Below are 17,154 nucleotides of genomic sequence, written 5' to 3'. Positions count from 1 at the left end.
TCATATTCATAAACATAAAACCTTTCATTATAGTGTATATATTTACATAATGTCGAATATAATTAATTTTTATCTTTTAGTGTTGCAAAAAGGAATATATTCTCTTAGAATGTTTCTTTATATTGCACAGGGATGTTATTCTTATTCTAAGAAAATAATATCAAACCGATATAATTGATTATAAAAGGAGCAAGATTGAGTTATTATGGATAAACAAATTGGATTCATCGGTTGCGGAAATATGGGAATGGCTATGATTGGCGGAATGATAAACAAAAATATAGTGTCTTCAAATCAAATTATTTGTTCAGATTTAAACACTGCTAATTTAAAAAATGCTAGTGAAAAATATGGACTAACTACAACTACCGACAACAATGAAGTAGCGAAAAATGCTGATATTTTAATTTTATCAATCAAACCAGACCTATACGCGTCAATAATTAATGAAATAAAAGAAGTAATCAAAAACGATGCTATCATCGTAACGATCGCTGCTGGGAAAAGTATTGAAAGTACTGAAAATGCCTTTAATAAAAAAGTAAAGGTTGTAAGAGTAATGCCTAATACTCCTGCTCTTGTTGGAGAGGGAATGTCTGCATTATGCCCTAATGAAATGGTGACAGAAAAAGATTTAGAAGATGTACTAAACATTTTCAATAGTTTTGGTCAAACAGAGATCGTAAGTGAAAAATTAATGGATGTTGTAACATCTGTAAGTGGTTCTTCACCAGCTTATGTATATATGATTATAGAAGCGATGGCAGATGCTGCTGTACTAGATGGTATGCCAAGAAATCAAGCATATAAATTCGCTGCTCAAGCTGTGTTAGGCTCTGCAAAAATGGTACTAGAAACAGGAATACATCCAGGTGAATTGAAAGATATGGTTTGTTCTCCTGGCGGAACGACAATAGAAGCTGTAGCAACATTAGAGGAAAAAGGACTGAGAACAGCGATTATTTCAGCTATGCAGCGTTGTACGCAAAAATCTGTTGAACTATCTGGTCAAACTAAAAAGTAAAACTGTAAAAGAGATCGCGTTAGCTATGAATTCATATGAATTTAATTAGAAATTCACTACATGATAAACGGCCAAACTCATATATACTTGAGTTTGGCCGTTTCAGTTTTAATTATATTAAAATAATTTCATTCAAATCTTCTTTACAGATTCTGTTTTATCCCTTACCTATTCCCTACTATGATTGTGTAATTTTATTAGAAACTAATAATTTTTCAATGCATTTCGGTAACATATCTAATAGCGTTTCAAATGCATAGTTTACATCTAGACGTTCTGTCCATTGATGTGCATCTTTTCCTACCGGCCCCATATTTAATACTGGAACATCAAACTCTTCTAATTCCTGAAGCGGAATTGAATAACCTTTATCCCATAATGGCATATTGTCTACAAGCGAACTCATTGAATCCAGTGGATACTGCAAGCCTACATAACTTAAATCTGAAATCCCCCCAAAATAATTTTGGTTTTCAAATGTAATTTTATGATTGTAGTGTGCATACTTTTCCATTTCTACAACTACCTCTTTTATTAAAGGATTGTTACGTGAACTCACAGCTGGATAGTACGGCGGAGCGAAGAAAAGTACAATCATCGGTGCCTTTTCTTTACATAAAATCGCTAATTTATCTACTAAATCAATCGTTACCGCACGATCATCTTTATCTCCTCTATTTTTTATAATATTAGATTGAATATGATTTATTTTTTCTCGTCCATGTTGCTCAATTGCATATGTGATAAGCTCTTCATAAGTTAATACATTTACTTTGAGATTAGGTGGTATAAATGGATTATATTTAGAAAAACGATATGCATGTTTTTCATACGACTCTTCTATTTTCTCTGCTACTTTCGTTACTTTTTGACGTAACAATGAAACTACATCTGTCATTGATTTTTCTAATAAAAACAAATTAAATAATGTAACTGCACGATGCGGAATTTGTACAGAATAATCCTCTTTTAAGTCCCTTTGAAGTAAGTTAGTTGGCGGAGGACTCGCTTCCCCTTCTACAATATCACAAAGGTCTGTGTTTAACTCTAATTCTGCTGTTATTAATGAAGCCATATAACTCCCATTTAACCCTGCAAAAGGTTCACCTACATGTGTCTCTTTTCCGTAGCAAAGAAAACCAGGTAACACTTTACCAATAGAGCCAGTGTAAATATACTTATTTTGGTCACCAGGATGTCTTGAAAACATAGGCTCTGAGTTTAAGACCGTTTTATAATCTAAGTTATGCTCTCTTGCTAAATCTAACAGTCTCGGAACAGCGGCCCTCATCCCTACAGAATTTACTTCTTCATCTGGTACAGCCAATAAAAGAACATTCCCATCAAATCTTTCTTCGCAAGCTTGCTCGATCATTGCCATTTGTAATGCGAGGCCGCATTTCATATCCATTGTTCCTCTACCAAACAGCCATTCTCCATGTTCTATATCTTCACGTACATGGTCTGGAAGTTCATCTTTATGAGAATAAAACATAGATGTTAACTTTTTAGGATTAAATGCATCTTCTTTCCACATTCCGTAATCTTGTACATCTACAACATCAAAGTGACTTACTAGAATTACAGTATTTTTTGTACTATCGCTTTTCTTTACTAGTGCTGTAACAAAATATCGTCCGTCCCCTGTCGGATTTTTTTGCAAATGGTGCGGGTTTTGTTTGAAATACTGTAAGTCAGATAATTGTTCCACAACAAAGTCTGGCAATATTACTTCAGCTTCTGAACCGGTAATACTAGGAATTTCAACAAGACTGCTTAATAATTGAATCAATTGTTCTTTTGATTGCCACTTTGACATATAAATCCCCCTATTTTCCGCATTATGAAAACTAATTCCAGTATATGAATAAAAAATGACGACAGCTATCAAAATTATAGTTCTGATGTACTGCCGATTTTTATTGATATTTCATGAGCCGCTTGTTTTACCTTGCTAATAAGAAAAGATAGTCGATCATCATTAATACGATGACTAATTAACCCAACACTTAATGCTCCTACTACTTTATGATTAAATCCAATAATAGGTGCAGCTACTGAAGCTGTCCCTTCTGTTTTTTCACCATAACTGACCGCATATCCTTCATTTTTTATTTGCTTTATTTGATTAAGAAGAATTTGCTTTTGTTCTGGTAATGAAGGAAGTAAACACTCTACAATATGTTCCATTTCATTCGTTTTCATATTGGCAAGCATCGTTTTATTTGCAGCACCAATTGAAAGTGGAATTTGTTCCCCTAAGTTATCAATAACTCGAATTTTTAAAGGACTATCAATTCTTTCAATGATAATAGAATGTGTTCCGTTTGGAATATTCAAATAGACACTTTCTTCCACTTCAGAAGCCAAACGTTTCATCACTTCTCTTGCAACAGATCTATAGTCTACCTTCTCCAATTGACGCAACCCTATTTCCATCCACATTGGTCCAATTTTGTACTGTTTTGTCTCTGTAATTTGTGTAACTAACCCATGCTCCATTAGAGAGTTAAGTAATCTATGTACTGTACTAACCGGGAGATGTGTTCCATCAGCTATATCAGAAATAGCCCAATACTCTTTTTCATTTGTAGAATTCAATAATTTAATAATACTTATCGCTCGATCAATGGACTGTACCATAACTCGCCTCAACTTTACTCGTAATATGTTAGTACGCTTAATTAACTATCAATTTAGCAAACATTCGAAATAAAATCAATCTATTTATTTAATTTTCTAACAATAAAAACATATCACTAACAACGAATTGAAAACGCAAACAAAAAAATATTGACTTTTCTTTTTAATTATCTGAAAATTAAAACAATATTTCACATCACGGAATACATTCCATAATACGGAAAAACATCAAACGTTATTCTATCAACTACGAAAGTGAGGAAAACAATGGCGCAAGTAAGCAATACAAACAATGAATTAAAACGCACGATGAAAAGTAGACACTTATTCATGATTGCACTCGGTGGTGTGATTGGAACCGGGTTATTTAACGGATCTGGCTTTATTATAAGTCAGGCTGGACCTGGTGGATCCGTACTTGCCTTTATTGCTGGTGGATTATTAATGTATTTCGTTATGCTATGTCTTGGTGAACTTGCTGTAGCCATGCCTGTTTCAGGTTCTTTTCAGGAATATGCTACTAAATTCATCAATCCTGCAACTGGCTTTACAATCGGATGGTTGTATTGGTTAAGCTGGGCGAATACGACCGGTCTTGAATTTACAACTGCCGGTATTACAATGCAGCGCTGGTTTCCTGATATTCCTGTTTGGGTTTGGTGTTTAATATTTGGCGTTACCATCTTCACTATTAACGCATTATCTGCTCGTAGTTATGCAGAAACAGAATTTTGGTTTTCAAGTATAAAAGTATCTGCCATTATAGCTTTTATAATTCTTGGTGGCGCCGCTATGTTCGGTTTTATTGATTTAAAAGGCGATGAACCAGCTCCACTTCTTTCAAATTTCGTAAATCATGGTGGTTTATTTCCGAATGGACTTGCAGCTATTCTATTAACAATGGTTACAGTCAATTATTCCTTCCAAGGTACAGAGCTTGTTGGAATCGCAGCAGGTGAAAGTGAAGATCCAGCAAAAACTTTACCTCGTTCTATTAGAAATATTATATGGCGCACAATGTTTTTCTTCGTCTTAGCAATCTTTGTTCTTGTTGCTTTAATTCCTTGGGAAGAAGCTGGATTAACAAAGAGTCCATTCGTTGCTGTTTTTGATAATATCGGTATTCCATATGCAGCTGATATTATGAACTTTGTTATTCTTACTGCTGTTCTTTCTGTCGCAAACTCAGGACTATACGCTGCTACTCGAATGCTTTGGTCTTTATCAAAAAACGAAATGGCTCCAGCATTTTTAAAGAAATTATCATCACGTGGGATTCCTCTCAACGCTTTAATCATGACAATAGCTATTTCTGCTTTTTCTCTTTTGACAAGTGTAGTAGCTGCTGAAACTGTTTACTTGTGGCTCATTTCAATTTCCGGAGTCATTACCATTATTGTTTGGATGTCAATTTGTGTTTCTCAATTCTTTTTCCGCAAACATTATTTAGCAGACGGCGGAAAATTAGAAGACTTAAAATTTAAAACGCCACTTTATCCACTCGTACCAATTCTTGGTTTTGGATTGTATGGCATTATATTAATCAGTCTTATTTTTATCCCAGAACAACGACTTGGAATCTATTGCACTGTCCCATTTATCATCTTTTGCTACACTTACTATCACTTTAAAGTTAAGAAAAGAAATTCTACTAACACTCATAGTGAAACTAAAATTAGCGAGACTTCGTAATATTTGACTATACATAAAAGACTACACATGGCGTTTCACTTCATGTGTGGTCTTTTTTCATCATTTTAATATGATTTCATCTGAATTTAATGAATATATCCCCTTTCCTACAAAAGTAGTAGAGTGTTCATTTAAACACTTACTACCTCAGTGGGATTTATCACATTCCAATTTCAATATAATAGTAAATAGGTATATCGGATATAGATGTACATTACTAGGCTTATACATATTTCAACTTTAGAATTATATTCACTATTCAATTGGTAGTTACCAATAAAGAAAGAAAGGAATGATCATAATAATACAGAACATATACGAAACTCATTTACATGTAAGAAATTTAGAGAAGGCAATAAATTTCTATCAAAACAAGCTAGGATTAACGTTAGCAAGAAAACTCTCCAAAAGAAGAGTGGCTTTCTTTTGGGTCGGAGAAAATAAACAACAAATGCTTGGACTATGGGAAGTACATAACATTGAAGACTTTGAGCCGAGACATTTTGCTTTTGGTGTAAATTTAGAGTTTTTAATGACTTCTAAAGCGTGGTTAGAAGAACGTGGAATAGCAGTGATAGGAAGTCAAGGAAAAGGAAATCAAGAGCCAATTGTCCAAAGGTGGATGCCTGCTGCAAGTGTATACTTTCTAGATTGTGATGGAAACAAATTAGAATTCATTTCTATGTTACATGCGAATCCAGATGAATTAGAATATGCGTCCTATTTAAGTGTATGGAATGCGGAACACCAAGAAAAATGAATGGAATTTTCGTTCAAGTCTTTTCTTATTTTTGGATATAATGTTGTACGATCCCCCCTTTTACTATGAATTTGTTAACATAATGCATTTACTGTCATCTTATATTTGTACTTACGTACGAGCAATTCCTAATCTGCTTCAATTACAATTTGAATTATGTAAATTTTCCTCTTATCTGGTCTGGCATCTACTCTTTAAACACAAACTCCCCTTAAATCGAAAATGATTAAGGGGAGTTTTATATACGATGCAATTATAGTTCAGATTTCACTCGAACAGAAACATTATTTTTAATTATATTTTTGACATCTTTAAAGCTAACAAAATTGTTACTTTTCTCATCCCAAAGACGGAAACGTAGTGATTGTAAGCTTGTAGCAAGCGTAATCGTTGGTACATTTTTTAACGGAAGCGTATTATTGTGTGCCTCTTCTAGTTTATAGTTAGGTACCCTTGGGCTTAAATGGTGAACATGATGGAATCCAATATTACCAGTTAAGAATTGCAAAATTTTAGGAAGCTTATAAAAAGAACTTCCTTCCACTGCCGCTTTCACATATTCCCAATCTTTATCCTCTTCAAAATAAGAATCTTCAAATGTGTGCTGTACGTAAAACAGCCAAATCCCTACTGAACCTGCTATTAAGAATATAGTACCATGTACTAACAGAAACGATTGCCACCCAATTGCCCAGCAAAGTATAGCTACTACAGCAACAATTATAATATTCGTCAAATAAGTATTCATACGTTCTTTCTGCCTTGCACCTTTTCGATTAAATCTATTTTTAAGCAAGAAAACATAAATCGGACCTAATCCAAACATAACGAATGGATTGCGATATAAGCGATATGCTAAACGAAGTCTAAATGGTGCAGCTACATATTCATCAACTGTAAGCGTCCAAATATCCCCTGTACCCCTCTTATCCAAATTACCACTCGTAGCGTGGTGAATAGAATGTTCATGCCCCCACTGATCAAATGGGAATAATGTTAAAACACCCATACACGTTCCAACTATTCTATTTGCACGTCGACTTTTAAAGAACGAATAATGGGTGCAATCATGAAAAATAATGAAAATTCTTGTCATAAATCCAGCGGCTAACAGTGCTGGAACTAATGTTAACCAATAAGAAACTGACAAACTTTTATAAGCAAGGTACCATAAAATAATAAATGGCACGATTGTGTTGATCAGTTGCCAAACACTTTTTTTAATCGTTGATTTTTCAAAAGGAGCAACTTGTTTTTTTAAATTTTTAGTATTTTCTAAGGTCATTGTTCTAATTCCTTTCCTTTTTGTTGCTAATTCATATTATAGCACACTATTAGTATCAGGTGTTAAAAGTAGCTATAATAAATATTATATACTATGAAAATCTCTTTTTTCTTACTCATTACTTACAAATTACTTACGCCCAAAATAGCTTCTATAATTGGACAGGCGGAGTATTTTATTTATAAAAGAAACTTCGAATTTTTCCAATAAGTACATAAAAAAACAGCAAGTTTTTTCACAAGAAGAAAAAAGCTGCGATAAGTCAGTTTCACCGACTTATCGCAGCTCCTCTTCGTTTTACCTTATTTTATCGATGAAGCCACACTGCACCTGCAGACTTGTCTTCAGCTTGGCCTACCACTTCAAACTTCAGTCCTAGTTTCGGTAACTTACGTCCTGCATCAGGAATAATGCTGTTGATGTATTGCTTAGAATCATCAAATTTTGCCACTCCTGGTAATCCTTTATAATCGAAGATACCGCGAGTTGGTGAATTTACTTTCCATGCTGGTGTTTGATCAAATGAGAATGCCGCATCGGCAATTTGGTAACGCGTACTGCTCTTCACAGTAGGTTGTCCGTTTAATGTCCCTACAATTGCCTCTGGATGAGAATCTACTACTCCTAAGAACCCTTCACCTGGATGAACGCCTACCCAGTTATCTGTAAAGCTTTGATCCGCATACCATACAACCATTCCTGTATTAAATACTGGGCCACGTGCATGTTGTAACGCAGTGTCAGAACCAGCGTAATTTCTCCACTCTACATAGTAATTATGTTTTTTCTGTTCAAATCCGTTAGACACAGTAAAGCCTTTTAACGTCATTGCTGGCTGACCTTCTGCATCATCAGAGAAAACAACTTTTCCATCTACAGTTAATGCTGCATTATCTAATGCAAACCCTTTATAAGCTACTGCAATATCTGTTAAGTACTCAAATTGCAGTTTTACTTTTTTTCCTTTGAATTGGCTTAAATCGTATGATTTATCAACCCACTTACCATCAGTTGTATCCGCGCCGCCTTTTACATCTTTTTCGCCCATTCTATCAATGCGTGTCTTCGTTCCATCTTCTGCAATCGCATATACGTCAAGGAAATCATACTTCGCTTCAAGTTCGTAAAATGCCTTATAATCGAACTTAGCATCCTTTGCATTTGTTAAGTCAAATACTGGTGTCTCAAGTGTTGTATGAATGTCATTTCCTTTTGTACTGTAATAGAACTTCTTACCAAACGCTGATTCGATATTTTTTATATCTTTGTCCGGCAAGTTAACACGAACGATTCCAGGTCGTTTAGATTTTGTAGTACTTTGATCTACATATGTCGCAACACCGATTCCTTTGCTAAGTTTGTCATAATCTACTTCAAGGATATTCGCCCAGTTCCCCTTCATATTCTTTTGGAAAAATTCTTTATTTTGTGGTGAGAAACTCGTTGGCTCTGTTCCTGCAATTTTTCCAGCCCAGCTACCACCACTCATAATAGACCATGACTCAACAGGTTCACCTTGTCCTGAGTACTTTGTATCATATTCATCTGGTAAGCCTAAATCATGGCCATACTCATGTGCAAACACACCAACTGCCCCGTCTTCAGGCTCGATTGTATAATCATATGCAGCCATCTTTCCGCCCCAGTTCGAAACAGAAGATTTCGTGCCATCAATTGCATATGGTTTTGAACCTAGTTTTGAACGATGTGACCAAATCGCATCATCTTTCAATTTACCGCCGCCAGCTTCTTGACCAACGCCAGCATGTACAACCATTAAATGATCAATAATGCCATCTGGCTCATTTTTATTTCCATCACCATCTTGATCGTATTGATCAAATTGGTCATAGTCTGCTAAATTGATTCCTTTTGCTACCGCTGCTTTTAATGCTTCTTTCACAAAATCTTTTGGTCCTAAAGGCCCCTTGTTATCATGCCCAGTACCCGCATCAGCACCATAATCTGATGCTTTTCCTGGAACAGTAAGCCATTCTGTTACAGTCCCATCAACTGTGTAGCTACCACCAGATTGTTCTTCATAATATTGCTTAAATGTGTTAATCTTCGATCCATCAAATAAAGTAAATGGTTCATCACCAAATAACATTTTTTGATAATGTTCACGATTAAAGTCTTTAGAATACATGTATCCTGGCTCTTGATCAATATTGTTATGCTTAAAATCGCTAAATTCTACAAGTAAAACAAGTACTTTATCTTTTCGAACAGCTCCATTGTATTCTTCTTGCTTCGCTGATGTAGTAGGTACTTTTCCATTTAATTTCCTAGGGTTCAATGCTGCACCTTGTCCAGCTACTGGGCCTACTTCAGGCTGCTGCGCCTGTTCATTTTCCTTCATTTTTGCATCTTTTACTTTTTTCATAAAATCAGAAGCTTCTTGCGTAAGACTATCTCCTGTTAAAATTTCTTTCCCAGGGTTTTCCCCTTTCTTTTTCTCAACATATTTTTCGACAGCCTTTGACGTCTCAGCTTGCGATGCAGATTGATCAATTACCCCCCGTTGTTTTAGCGCTTCAGCCAAGCGCTCCTCCGGTATTAAGTGCTCATCTATTGGTAGAGATGATGTTGGTGTCTCAGCATGTGCTGCGTGACCTCCAAAAGCAAACGTACTACTTAGTACTGCTGCTGTTGTTAATACCGCTAATGGTTTTAATTTCTTTTTCTTTTTCAATGTATTTCCTCCCCAGTGTCTGCAAATTATCGTTTTTCGCCGATAATAACATAATATTCGTTATAATACGAATATTCAATCTTTTTCAACAAATAAAATGTTGAGAAATATTTTTTATGCAGGGTGAAATACATACGATAGAAAAACAAACTCACCTATAAATAACAGTGAACTTTTTTAGTAAAAATAAGAATTAAATATTCTCTATACTATTTAATCTATGGGTTACCATATTACTCACTAATCTCATTATTACAAGCTAATAGTGGTTCGTACATCATTATAGCGTGATTCTCTGTTACATATTGATCTTCTATTAACTGTTTCTGTAGATTATATACTTTACGTTGAATCACATTATGTCGTATATAACCGCCCCAGTATGCAGGTTGAATTGAGTGTTCTTTCTCATACACTTCATATTGATAAAGTTGCGGATAGACTGTTCTCCATTCACCAACTAAATGTTCATCTGTCATATAAAGGTGAAGTTGATACGGTTGATCCGTTTCATTTTTAATTTGTAAATCCAAATAGTTATAGGAACAAGTTGCCCCACTCCCAAACGGTTGAGTTCGCCTAGAATCAGGAAAGACATCAAAGCTATGACGATATCGTTCGGTTACTGTCAGTGGTGTATGTAGAGTCATCCAATATATTAAATTTGAAAGCTGACAAAGACCTCCTCCAATACCTGATTGAAAAGATCCGTAGTGTAATACCATACCTTCTACATACCCTTTTTTCCTCGTTGGCTTACCTATTAAACGCCAGTAAGAAAATGTTTCTCCCGGTCTAATGACGATACCATTTAGTTTTTTAACAGCAATTTTCAAATTAACAACCTTATTCTGTTGATACCACATATCTACATCTTTGAGCTTACGAAGTAATATTGTTTGGTGCTGAATTGCTGTACAAGGTAGCTTTTCTTGTTGGAACCTTTTTGCATATGTTTTTCCGTCTGCTAACCACTGAATGTGCCTCTTTGTAGAGTAATACCACTTACCTAGCATAATGCGATACTTAGACCGCTGTTTAGGACGTAAGTGCACTATATTCATTTTATTCCCTCTCTCTTTCTTCAACTAAATTCTAATATATTTCTAATTCAATAAATTACAGTTTTCTTAACTGCATAATAATTTCCGCAAAAAAATAATAAATTTACTCTAGTGGAGATTTTATTTTGATGATTGCTTTATAATTATATAAAACTGAGCTTCAATACAATAAATTGAAATAAACACATTATAAATATAACGGATAACCTTAAATAAAAAATAATGAACATTAAAGAAATTCTAAAGTATTAATATATTTTTCGTAAATATTAATTGATAACCCATTAGACTTTACTATATGTATAACTTCTTATTCTACAAAACGAAATTTTTTAATGTAAGAAAAAACTATACTTTCCCTTTAACATTGATACCAGTCTCATATGGAAAACTTTACAAAACAATCCGAACCCTTATATTTAGAATAAACACAAAAAATTGCCACCAGTTAGCTTAACTGGTTGGCAATTTTTTAACTAGAATGCTTTACAAATAGTTGAATTGCTTCTTCTGGTACATAGCACTTTCCATTACTCTCTACAATAATACTTCCTAATTCATACCCTTTACCATTGATACGAATTATATTTTTGTTACCAAATAATTGTGCTTCTACTTTATTATGTTTTACTACGAGTAACGGGTTTGCTCCTTCGGTTTTGTCGGCTGTTACAGTTGCACCGATTTTCTTAAAGGCTTGTTCACTCTCTAAAAATATTTTATTCGTTACTTCTTCTAAGTTAAAGCCCATCGCTTTCGCCATCGTCTTCGCAATGTCTGTATTTTGGATTAAGCCTTCTGGTTTTTGAGGTCCATAAGAATGTAAGAATACATCCTCACCTGTATGTCCTCCTGTCGTAAAGCCGATATTTGCACGATTAGCCAATAATGTAGTAAGAATTCGTCCTACATCCATTTTCTTTTTTGCCGCTTTTAATTTTTCTTTTTCATCATGAGTTAGATTATCCAAACCGTATAGTTTAGCTACATCTTCTACATTTGATAAATCAGATTTCAGTTTATTTATAGTTCCTTCAAGTGTCATTTTCGCCTTTTTCAATGAATCAATGTATGCAGAAACCGGTGTAGTATTGTATCCTTTTGTCGTATTTCTATTCCCTATAGAGATACCGCTGTTACCATGATCAGTTAAAGCTATGAGCATCGTATCCCCATCTTTCTTCGCAAATTGTAACGCCTTTGCTACCGCTTCATCAAATGCCAATACATCACTAATCATCCCAATTGGATCATTAGCATGGGCTGCCCAATCAGGCTTACTACCTTCTATGAATAAAAAGAAGCCATCTTTATCTTTTGATAATGTTTGAATTGCTTTTTCTGTCATTTGAGAAAGTGTTGGTTGTTCTGGGTTTGTTGCTATACGATCCATATCAAACGCAAGAGCATGATGTGAGAAAGAGCCCCAAATTTTATTAGATTTGGAGTTCAATAACGCATCTTTCGTTTCAACGAAATCGTATCCTTTGTCTTGAATCACCTTCACTAAATTTTCACCATCTTTTCGGATTCCATTACTTTGCATAGGTAGCAGCGCTGCTTTTCCCCCGCCTAATACGACATCTATATTTTGATATACTTGCTGCTTCGCAATTACGTCAAATTGCTTGCGATTGACATGGTGAGCCGAGAATCCCGCCGGAGTAGCATGCTGAATTTCAGATGTAGCAACAATTCCAGTTGCACGACCAGTACGTTTTGCACCTTCTAATACGTTTGCGACCGGCCGTAACTTGTCCTCTTCTTTTATTGGCTCTAAGCTAGGCGAACTTACAATAGAAGGTAATACACCTACATATCCTGAATTTGATTTATTTCCAGTTGCTAATGCTGTTGCTGCTGGCGCTGAGTCTGTAATAGCTGATTCCGCCGAAAACGTACGAACTCCTCCTGTTACAATTTGATCTAACGTAAGCGGTGCCCCTTTATACCAGCGAGCCAATGTTGTCGCCGTTGAACTCGTTCCGTCCATAACCATCATAATTATATTTTTAGGCTGATGTTCTACTTTTTTCACCTTAGCTTTGGCCGCATGATAATTCATCATACTTTCCGTACTTAATACGCTTACTATTATAGCTGCCACTAATAGCAACTTTTTCATCTTCACACCATAATTCAACATGATTGTTCCTCCATAAACTTTGCATTCATTTAAATACACACTATTTCCTTTTCCATACCAAAACCTACATATGTTTTATTAGTTCCCAATTCTCATAAAGCTAACAATAGTTACTTTCCCTTTCTTTCCTTTATTAAATATCGGTATGTATCATCTATCTTATAAAAAAGATTTAACATCCTTTTCATTAATTACTTGTTTAACAATAAATCCTCGATCAAAAGAAATAAAAATTTATTGTTAAACAATAAATTTCGTGTTAAATTAATAAGATATTAAATAAATGAGGTGCTTTTTATGAAACAAGGATCCACACTCTTTTTAAAGACCGTTGTGATTCTGATTGGAATCCCCGTTCTTGCTATGTGCATTTTTTTAGTCCCTAAAATAGGAGCTTTCGCTGCAGAATTATATCCAGATATTGCATATATTAAATATCTTGTATTTATCAATTTATATGCAACAGCAATACCTTATTACTTCGCACTGTACCAAACATTTAAGCTTTTAAACTATATTGATAAAAATAACGCATTCTCAGAGTTATCTGTTCAAGCGTTAAAAAATATTAAGTACAGCGCATTGGCAATTAGTGTATTATATGTATTAGGTATGCCACTTTTCTATCTCGTGGCAGAGAGAGATGACGCCCCTGGCATTATTATTATCGGAATGATTATGATTTTTGCTTCAATGGTAATCGCGGTCTTTGCTGCCGTTCTCCAAAGACTATTAAAAGATGCTATAGATATAAAATCAGAAAATGATTTAACGGTCTGAGGTGAATAATATGGCAATTATTATTAATATTGATGTAATGTTAGCGAAAAGAAAAATGAGTGTAACAGAGCTTTCGGAGAAGGTTGGAATTACAATGGCTAACCTTTCTATCTTGAAAAATGGAAAAGCAAAAGCAGTCCGTTTTTCAACTTTAGAAGCAATATGTAAAGCATTAGAATGCCAACCGGGGGATATTTTAGAATATCAACCTGAAGATACCGAGTAAAAAGAGTCCTTCATACGAGAAGGACTCTTTTTATTACACATTACGGTGCAAAACTAATTTGACCAGTAAACAATAGGATAATTGCTATGATCCAAAATATAAAAAATGATGAGGACAGTATTAATGAAAGAATAGCAATTCCCTTCTTCTCTGTTCTTTTCGTCATTGTGATTATTGAAAGTATGATACCTACACCTGTCAGGGCAATTGTAATATAATCTCCAACTATATTACCTGCATTGGCTATCCTTGTTGGCGTTATAAAAACGAATAGAAAACACAAAATGCCGATGAGTAAAGATACATAGCTTATTATACTGTACTTCTTTTTAGGAACTATTTCAGTTTTCATACTAACCCCACCCCTTCTATATAGCTATGAATTCATATCAACATGAATAACCATAATTTGGTTAAAATATAAAAAAGATAAAGTAGACGCTATCACTTTATCTTTCGGTTTATTTCTATCTAACAATTAACCTGGCTACTTCCTTAATAAAGATGGACGATCATTCTTTAACCTCTAGTAATTATTATATACAGAAAATAAAGTGAAACTTTAATCAGTGGAGGTTTTGTTCACCCTTCACTGATTATTAGTTGAACCAATCAGGCTACCCGTTAATGCGGAATAAAATGAAAGAGTTCTAAAAAATAAAGACTGTACCTTTAAAATGAAAGATTCCGTCTTTATTAATAACTTTTTTTATAAAGAAAACTCTCTATCACTCACTATCTTAAAAAACTCCGAGTAATGTGATAAAGAATAATCCGCTACATCACAATCACCTTGAAACATACATGTTGAAATACCTAATTCTTTTGCAGGTAATAAATCTAATTCTCTATCTCCAATAGCTAAATCAATATTATGTTTTTTATGTAAATGATTATAAGCTAAAGAGTTGGGCTTTCGTGGAAAGCCATCGTCAATTGTAACCATATCTACAAAGTACTTTTCCCAGCCGTAATATTTAAAAATGTCCATAACCCCTGCCCTATGTTTATGGGTCATAATCACATTTTTATTTGCAAATTTCAAAACCTCTTCGACACCTGCAAAAGGTTTCATATCTTTTGGCGTGAATTTCCCCTTCAAAACTTTAATCTTTTCTTCCTGCTCACATGAAATATTATAATACTGAATTGCATGAGAGTATGATATTTTTAAGTTTTTGTATATTTCTTGTTTTTCTACTGAATCACCTAATATTTCAGAAAGCATCATTGTATATGCAGGATACGTATCAAATAACGTCCCATCAAAATCCCATAAAATATTCATTCTATTCACCTTCTATTTTCAAATCATTCAATGACTAAATCCGCCCTATCCCTCGGCAATTCCGTTTTTAAGTAATAATCCTCTGCTTTCCAATACCTATTTTCAAACTTTGAAAGGTTTTTCTGCGTTTTTTCACTCTCACGTAGAAACCTTGTCTCTCTTGGACAGTCCAAATAGACCATATAATGAAAAAAATCTCTCCATTCTTTTCGCTGCAGAAAAACTCCTTCAATAACAATTACGCCTACAATAGGAATCTGTACTTTTTCCATTTCACATATATCTGTTTCTTCATGAAAGAAAGGTAATTTCAATTTTGTTTCATGTTGTAGCTTTTGAAAAAATTTCCGCCTTAGCCATTCAATGTCCCATTGTAAATAATAATACTCATACCATTCTTCATATCCAGTATGATATCGTTTATTACGCTCCACTATATGATCATCAATATGGAAAATACGAAACGGAATGCCTTCTTGTTTCATATTTTCTTTTAAATTGGCTACGAATGTTGTTTTTCCAGATCGACTTAAACCATCTATACCTAAAATGAATCTATTTTCCCTATGCTTCTTCATAATCGTTATAAGTTCGTTTGTACTCATTACTTCTTCCACTCTTCTTTTAATAAAGAATATAAAATGGTATCATGAGCAACTCCATTTTGAATCATATGTTTTCGAAGTAATCCTTCTTCTTGAAATCCTGCTTTTATTAATAATTTTTGAGAAGCTTTATTTTCTACATATACAACCGCTGCGATTCTTATTAGTTGCAGTATTTCAAATCCGTAAGCTAAAATTGCTTGTAATGCTTCCAATGCATATCCTTGTCCCCAATATGTATCATCTAATTCATAACCAATTTCAGCTCGTTTATGATGATTATTAATTAAATGAAATCCGCACGTTCCGATTAATTGGCCCGTCCCTTTTTTCTCGATTCCCCAGCGAAATACACTGCCCTCTTCATAACGATTTTTGAACGTTTGAATCATTGTTTTCGCTTGCTCAATATTTTGGAAAGAATCCATTCCGAAATAACGTATAACTGATTCTTTCGAAAAATATTGGAACATCGTTTCTGCATCTAATAGTGTAAGTTCTCTTAAGAATAAACGTTCTGTTTCTAGTTTCGGAAATCCCATTTCTCTTTCTCCCTCTATTCTAATGAACTGCAAATTTCAATATAATTTCCATCTGGATCAGCAATGTAGGCAATTGTTTGTCCCCACGGTTTTACAATTGGCTCCACTAAAATTTTAATACCTTGCTCTCTAAATTGCTCAATCGTTTCTTGTACATTCTCAACAACGAATCCTAACTCGAAATGAGAAGACTGTAATTCACCTTCTGTAAGCGGTAGTCCTGTTAATTCTTTCACATCTTGCCGCGTATTCATCGCTAAAATGGTAGTTCCAGTATTAAATTCAATATATGTGCCGTGCTCTGCTTTTATAGGTAACTGTAAAATATCTTTATAGAACTTTAAACATTCCTCAAACTTTTCTACATATAAAATGATGTACTTCATTTTCAAATTCATTTTACA

Annotated in this window: 16 protein-coding genes; 5 read left to right on the top strand and 11 right to left on the bottom strand. The window is 34.2% G+C overall.

The window, feature by feature from the left end; translation table 11 throughout:
• Positions 1 to 205: 205 nt before the first annotated feature.
• Positions 206 to 1,024, top strand: coding sequence for a pyrroline-5-carboxylate reductase (gene proC / locus ACTFO4_RS24690; protein WP_000360725.1), 819 nt, complete (start codon positions 206 to 208; stop codon positions 1,022 to 1,024).
• Positions 1,025 to 1,202: 178 nt separating this feature from the next.
• On the opposite strand, the gene ACTFO4_RS24685 is transcribed toward proC, so the two are convergent.
• Both ACTFO4_RS24685 and ACTFO4_RS24680 read right to left on the bottom strand, forming a co-directional pair.
• Complete coding sequence (locus ACTFO4_RS24685) at positions 1,203 to 2,843, bottom strand: M20/M25/M40 family metallo-hydrolase (protein ID WP_135277782.1); 1,641 nt, start codon at positions 2,841 to 2,843, stop codon at positions 1,203 to 1,205.
• Between the two features lie 74 nt (positions 2,844 to 2,917).
• A complete protein-coding gene (locus tag ACTFO4_RS24680) occupies positions 2,918 to 3,667 on the bottom strand; it encodes an IclR family transcriptional regulator (protein ID WP_440014267.1) in 750 nt (249 codons plus the stop codon).
• Positions 3,668 to 3,934: 267 nt separating this feature from the next.
• On the opposite strand from ACTFO4_RS24680, the gene ACTFO4_RS24675 reads away from it, so the two are divergent.
• Positions 3,935 to 5,359, top strand: a complete 1,425-nt coding sequence (locus ACTFO4_RS24675; RefSeq protein ID WP_000079991.1) for an amino acid permease — start codon at positions 3,935 to 3,937, stop codon at positions 5,357 to 5,359.
• Positions 5,360 to 5,660: 301 nt separating this feature from the next.
• Positions 5,661 to 6,119: a VOC family protein gene (locus ACTFO4_RS24670; protein ID WP_061457374.1), complete on the top strand. Its 459-nt coding sequence runs from the start codon at positions 5,661 to 5,663 to the stop codon at positions 6,117 to 6,119.
• Positions 6,120 to 6,372: 253 nt separating this feature from the next.
• On the opposite strand, the gene ACTFO4_RS24665 is transcribed toward ACTFO4_RS24670, so the two are convergent.
• The 4 genes from ACTFO4_RS24665 to ACTFO4_RS24650 all read right to left on the bottom strand — a co-directional run bounded on the left by ACTFO4_RS24665 (position 6,373) and on the right by ACTFO4_RS24650 (position 13,309).
• Positions 6,373 to 7,404 carry a fatty acid desaturase gene (locus ACTFO4_RS24665; RefSeq protein ID WP_000171504.1) on the bottom strand — a complete coding sequence of 344 codons (1,032 nt, stop codon included), beginning with the start codon at positions 7,402 to 7,404 and terminating at the stop codon, positions 6,373 to 6,375.
• 307 nt (positions 7,405 to 7,711) lie between these two features.
• A complete protein-coding gene (locus tag ACTFO4_RS24660; protein ID WP_000727441.1) occupies positions 7,712 to 10,099 on the bottom strand; it encodes an immune inhibitor A domain-containing protein in 2,388 nt (795 codons plus the stop codon).
• Positions 10,100 to 10,332: 233 nt separating this feature from the next.
• Positions 10,333 to 11,163, bottom strand: coding sequence for a VanW family protein (locus tag ACTFO4_RS24655; RefSeq protein WP_001028236.1), 831 nt, complete (start codon positions 11,161 to 11,163; stop codon positions 10,333 to 10,335).
• A gap of 472 nt (positions 11,164 to 11,635) precedes the next feature.
• On the bottom strand, positions 11,636 to 13,309 hold the full coding sequence (locus ACTFO4_RS24650; RefSeq protein WP_440014265.1) for an alkaline phosphatase: 1,674 nt from the start codon (positions 13,307 to 13,309) through the stop codon (positions 11,636 to 11,638).
• Positions 13,310 to 13,606: 297 nt separating this feature from the next.
• Between ACTFO4_RS24650 and ACTFO4_RS24645 the strand changes: the two genes are divergently transcribed.
• Both ACTFO4_RS24645 and ACTFO4_RS24640 read left to right on the top strand, forming a co-directional pair.
• Positions 13,607 to 14,089, top strand: coding sequence for a DUF2975 domain-containing protein (locus ACTFO4_RS24645; protein ID WP_000809113.1), 483 nt, complete (start codon positions 13,607 to 13,609; stop codon positions 14,087 to 14,089).
• A gap of 10 nt (positions 14,090 to 14,099) precedes the next feature.
• Positions 14,100 to 14,315 carry a helix-turn-helix domain-containing protein gene (locus tag ACTFO4_RS24640; RefSeq protein WP_000974619.1) on the top strand — a complete coding sequence of 72 codons (216 nt, stop codon included), beginning with the start codon at positions 14,100 to 14,102 and terminating at the stop codon, positions 14,313 to 14,315.
• 40 nt (positions 14,316 to 14,355) lie between these two features.
• On the opposite strand, the gene ACTFO4_RS24635 is transcribed toward ACTFO4_RS24640, so the two are convergent.
• The 5 genes from ACTFO4_RS24635 to ACTFO4_RS24615 form a co-directional block, all read right to left on the bottom strand.
• On the bottom strand, positions 14,356 to 14,667 hold the full coding sequence (locus ACTFO4_RS24635; protein WP_000845558.1) for a hypothetical protein: 312 nt from the start codon (positions 14,665 to 14,667) through the stop codon (positions 14,356 to 14,358).
• A 357-nt stretch (positions 14,668 to 15,024) separates the two neighbouring features.
• Positions 15,025 to 15,603: an HAD-IA family hydrolase gene (locus tag ACTFO4_RS24630; RefSeq protein ID WP_119683587.1), complete on the bottom strand. Its 579-nt coding sequence runs from the start codon at positions 15,601 to 15,603 to the stop codon at positions 15,025 to 15,027.
• A 23-nt stretch (positions 15,604 to 15,626) separates the two neighbouring features.
• Positions 15,627 to 16,208, bottom strand: a complete 582-nt coding sequence (locus tag ACTFO4_RS24625; RefSeq protein ID WP_000106114.1) for a kinase — start codon at positions 16,206 to 16,208, stop codon at positions 15,627 to 15,629.
• Positions 16,208 to 16,750, bottom strand: coding sequence for a GNAT family N-acetyltransferase (locus ACTFO4_RS24620; protein WP_000506638.1), 543 nt, complete (start codon positions 16,748 to 16,750; stop codon positions 16,208 to 16,210). The genes ACTFO4_RS24625 and ACTFO4_RS24620 overlap by 1 nt, the downstream gene beginning before the upstream one ends.
• A 14-nt stretch (positions 16,751 to 16,764) precedes the next feature.
• Positions 16,765 to 17,148: a glyoxalase/bleomycin resistance/dioxygenase family protein gene (locus tag ACTFO4_RS24615; RefSeq protein ID WP_001049849.1), complete on the bottom strand. Its 384-nt coding sequence runs from the start codon at positions 17,146 to 17,148 to the stop codon at positions 16,765 to 16,767.
• Positions 17,149 to 17,154: the final 6 nt, after the last annotated feature.

The organism is Bacillus cereus group sp. MYBKT14-1, from assembly GCF_051915185.1.
Classification (GTDB): domain Bacteria; phylum Bacillota; class Bacilli; order Bacillales; family Bacillaceae_G; genus Bacillus_A; species Bacillus_A cereus.
Note: the sequence above shows the minus strand (reverse complement) of the source record. Positions and strands in the feature narration are given on the sequence as shown.

Bases quoted from the DNA above. Each gene is read 5' to 3' on its own strand.
- ACTFO4_RS24615 (WP_001049849.1), bottom strand. From the start codon at position 17,148: ATGAATTTGAAAATGAAGTACATCATTTTATATGTAGAAAAGTTTGAG.
- ACTFO4_RS24675 (WP_000079991.1), top strand. From the start codon at position 3,935: ATGGCGCAAGTAAGCAATACAAACAATGAATTAAAACGCACGATGAAA.
- ACTFO4_RS24630 (WP_119683587.1), bottom strand. From the start codon at position 15,603: ATGAATATTTTATGGGATTTTGATGGGACGTTATTTGATACGTATCCT.
- ACTFO4_RS24620 (WP_000506638.1), bottom strand. From the start codon at position 16,750: ATGGGATTTCCGAAACTAGAAACAGAACGTTTATTCTTAAGAGAACTT.
- ACTFO4_RS24685 (WP_135277782.1), bottom strand. From the start codon at position 2,843: ATGTCAAAGTGGCAATCAAAAGAACAATTGATTCAATTATTAAGCAGT.
- proC (WP_000360725.1), top strand. From the start codon at position 206: ATGGATAAACAAATTGGATTCATCGGTTGCGGAAATATGGGAATGGCT.
- ACTFO4_RS24625 (WP_000106114.1), bottom strand. From the start codon at position 16,208: ATGAGTACAAACGAACTTATAACGATTATGAAGAAGCATAGGGAAAAT.
- ACTFO4_RS24680 (WP_440014267.1), bottom strand. From the start codon at position 3,667: ATGGTACAGTCCATTGATCGAGCGATAAGTATTATTAAATTATTGAAT.
- ACTFO4_RS24665 (WP_000171504.1), bottom strand. From the start codon at position 7,404: ATGACCTTAGAAAATACTAAAAATTTAAAAAAACAAGTTGCTCCTTTT.
- ACTFO4_RS24650 (WP_440014265.1), bottom strand. From the start codon at position 13,309: ATGTTGAATTATGGTGTGAAGATGAAAAAGTTGCTATTAGTGGCAGCT.
- ACTFO4_RS24645 (WP_000809113.1), top strand. From the start codon at position 13,607: ATGAAACAAGGATCCACACTCTTTTTAAAGACCGTTGTGATTCTGATT.
- ACTFO4_RS24640 (WP_000974619.1), top strand. From the start codon at position 14,100: ATGGCAATTATTATTAATATTGATGTAATGTTAGCGAAAAGAAAAATG.
- ACTFO4_RS24655 (WP_001028236.1), bottom strand. From the start codon at position 11,163: ATGAATATAGTGCACTTACGTCCTAAACAGCGGTCTAAGTATCGCATT.
- ACTFO4_RS24635 (WP_000845558.1), bottom strand. From the start codon at position 14,667: ATGAAAACTGAAATAGTTCCTAAAAAGAAGTACAGTATAATAAGCTAT.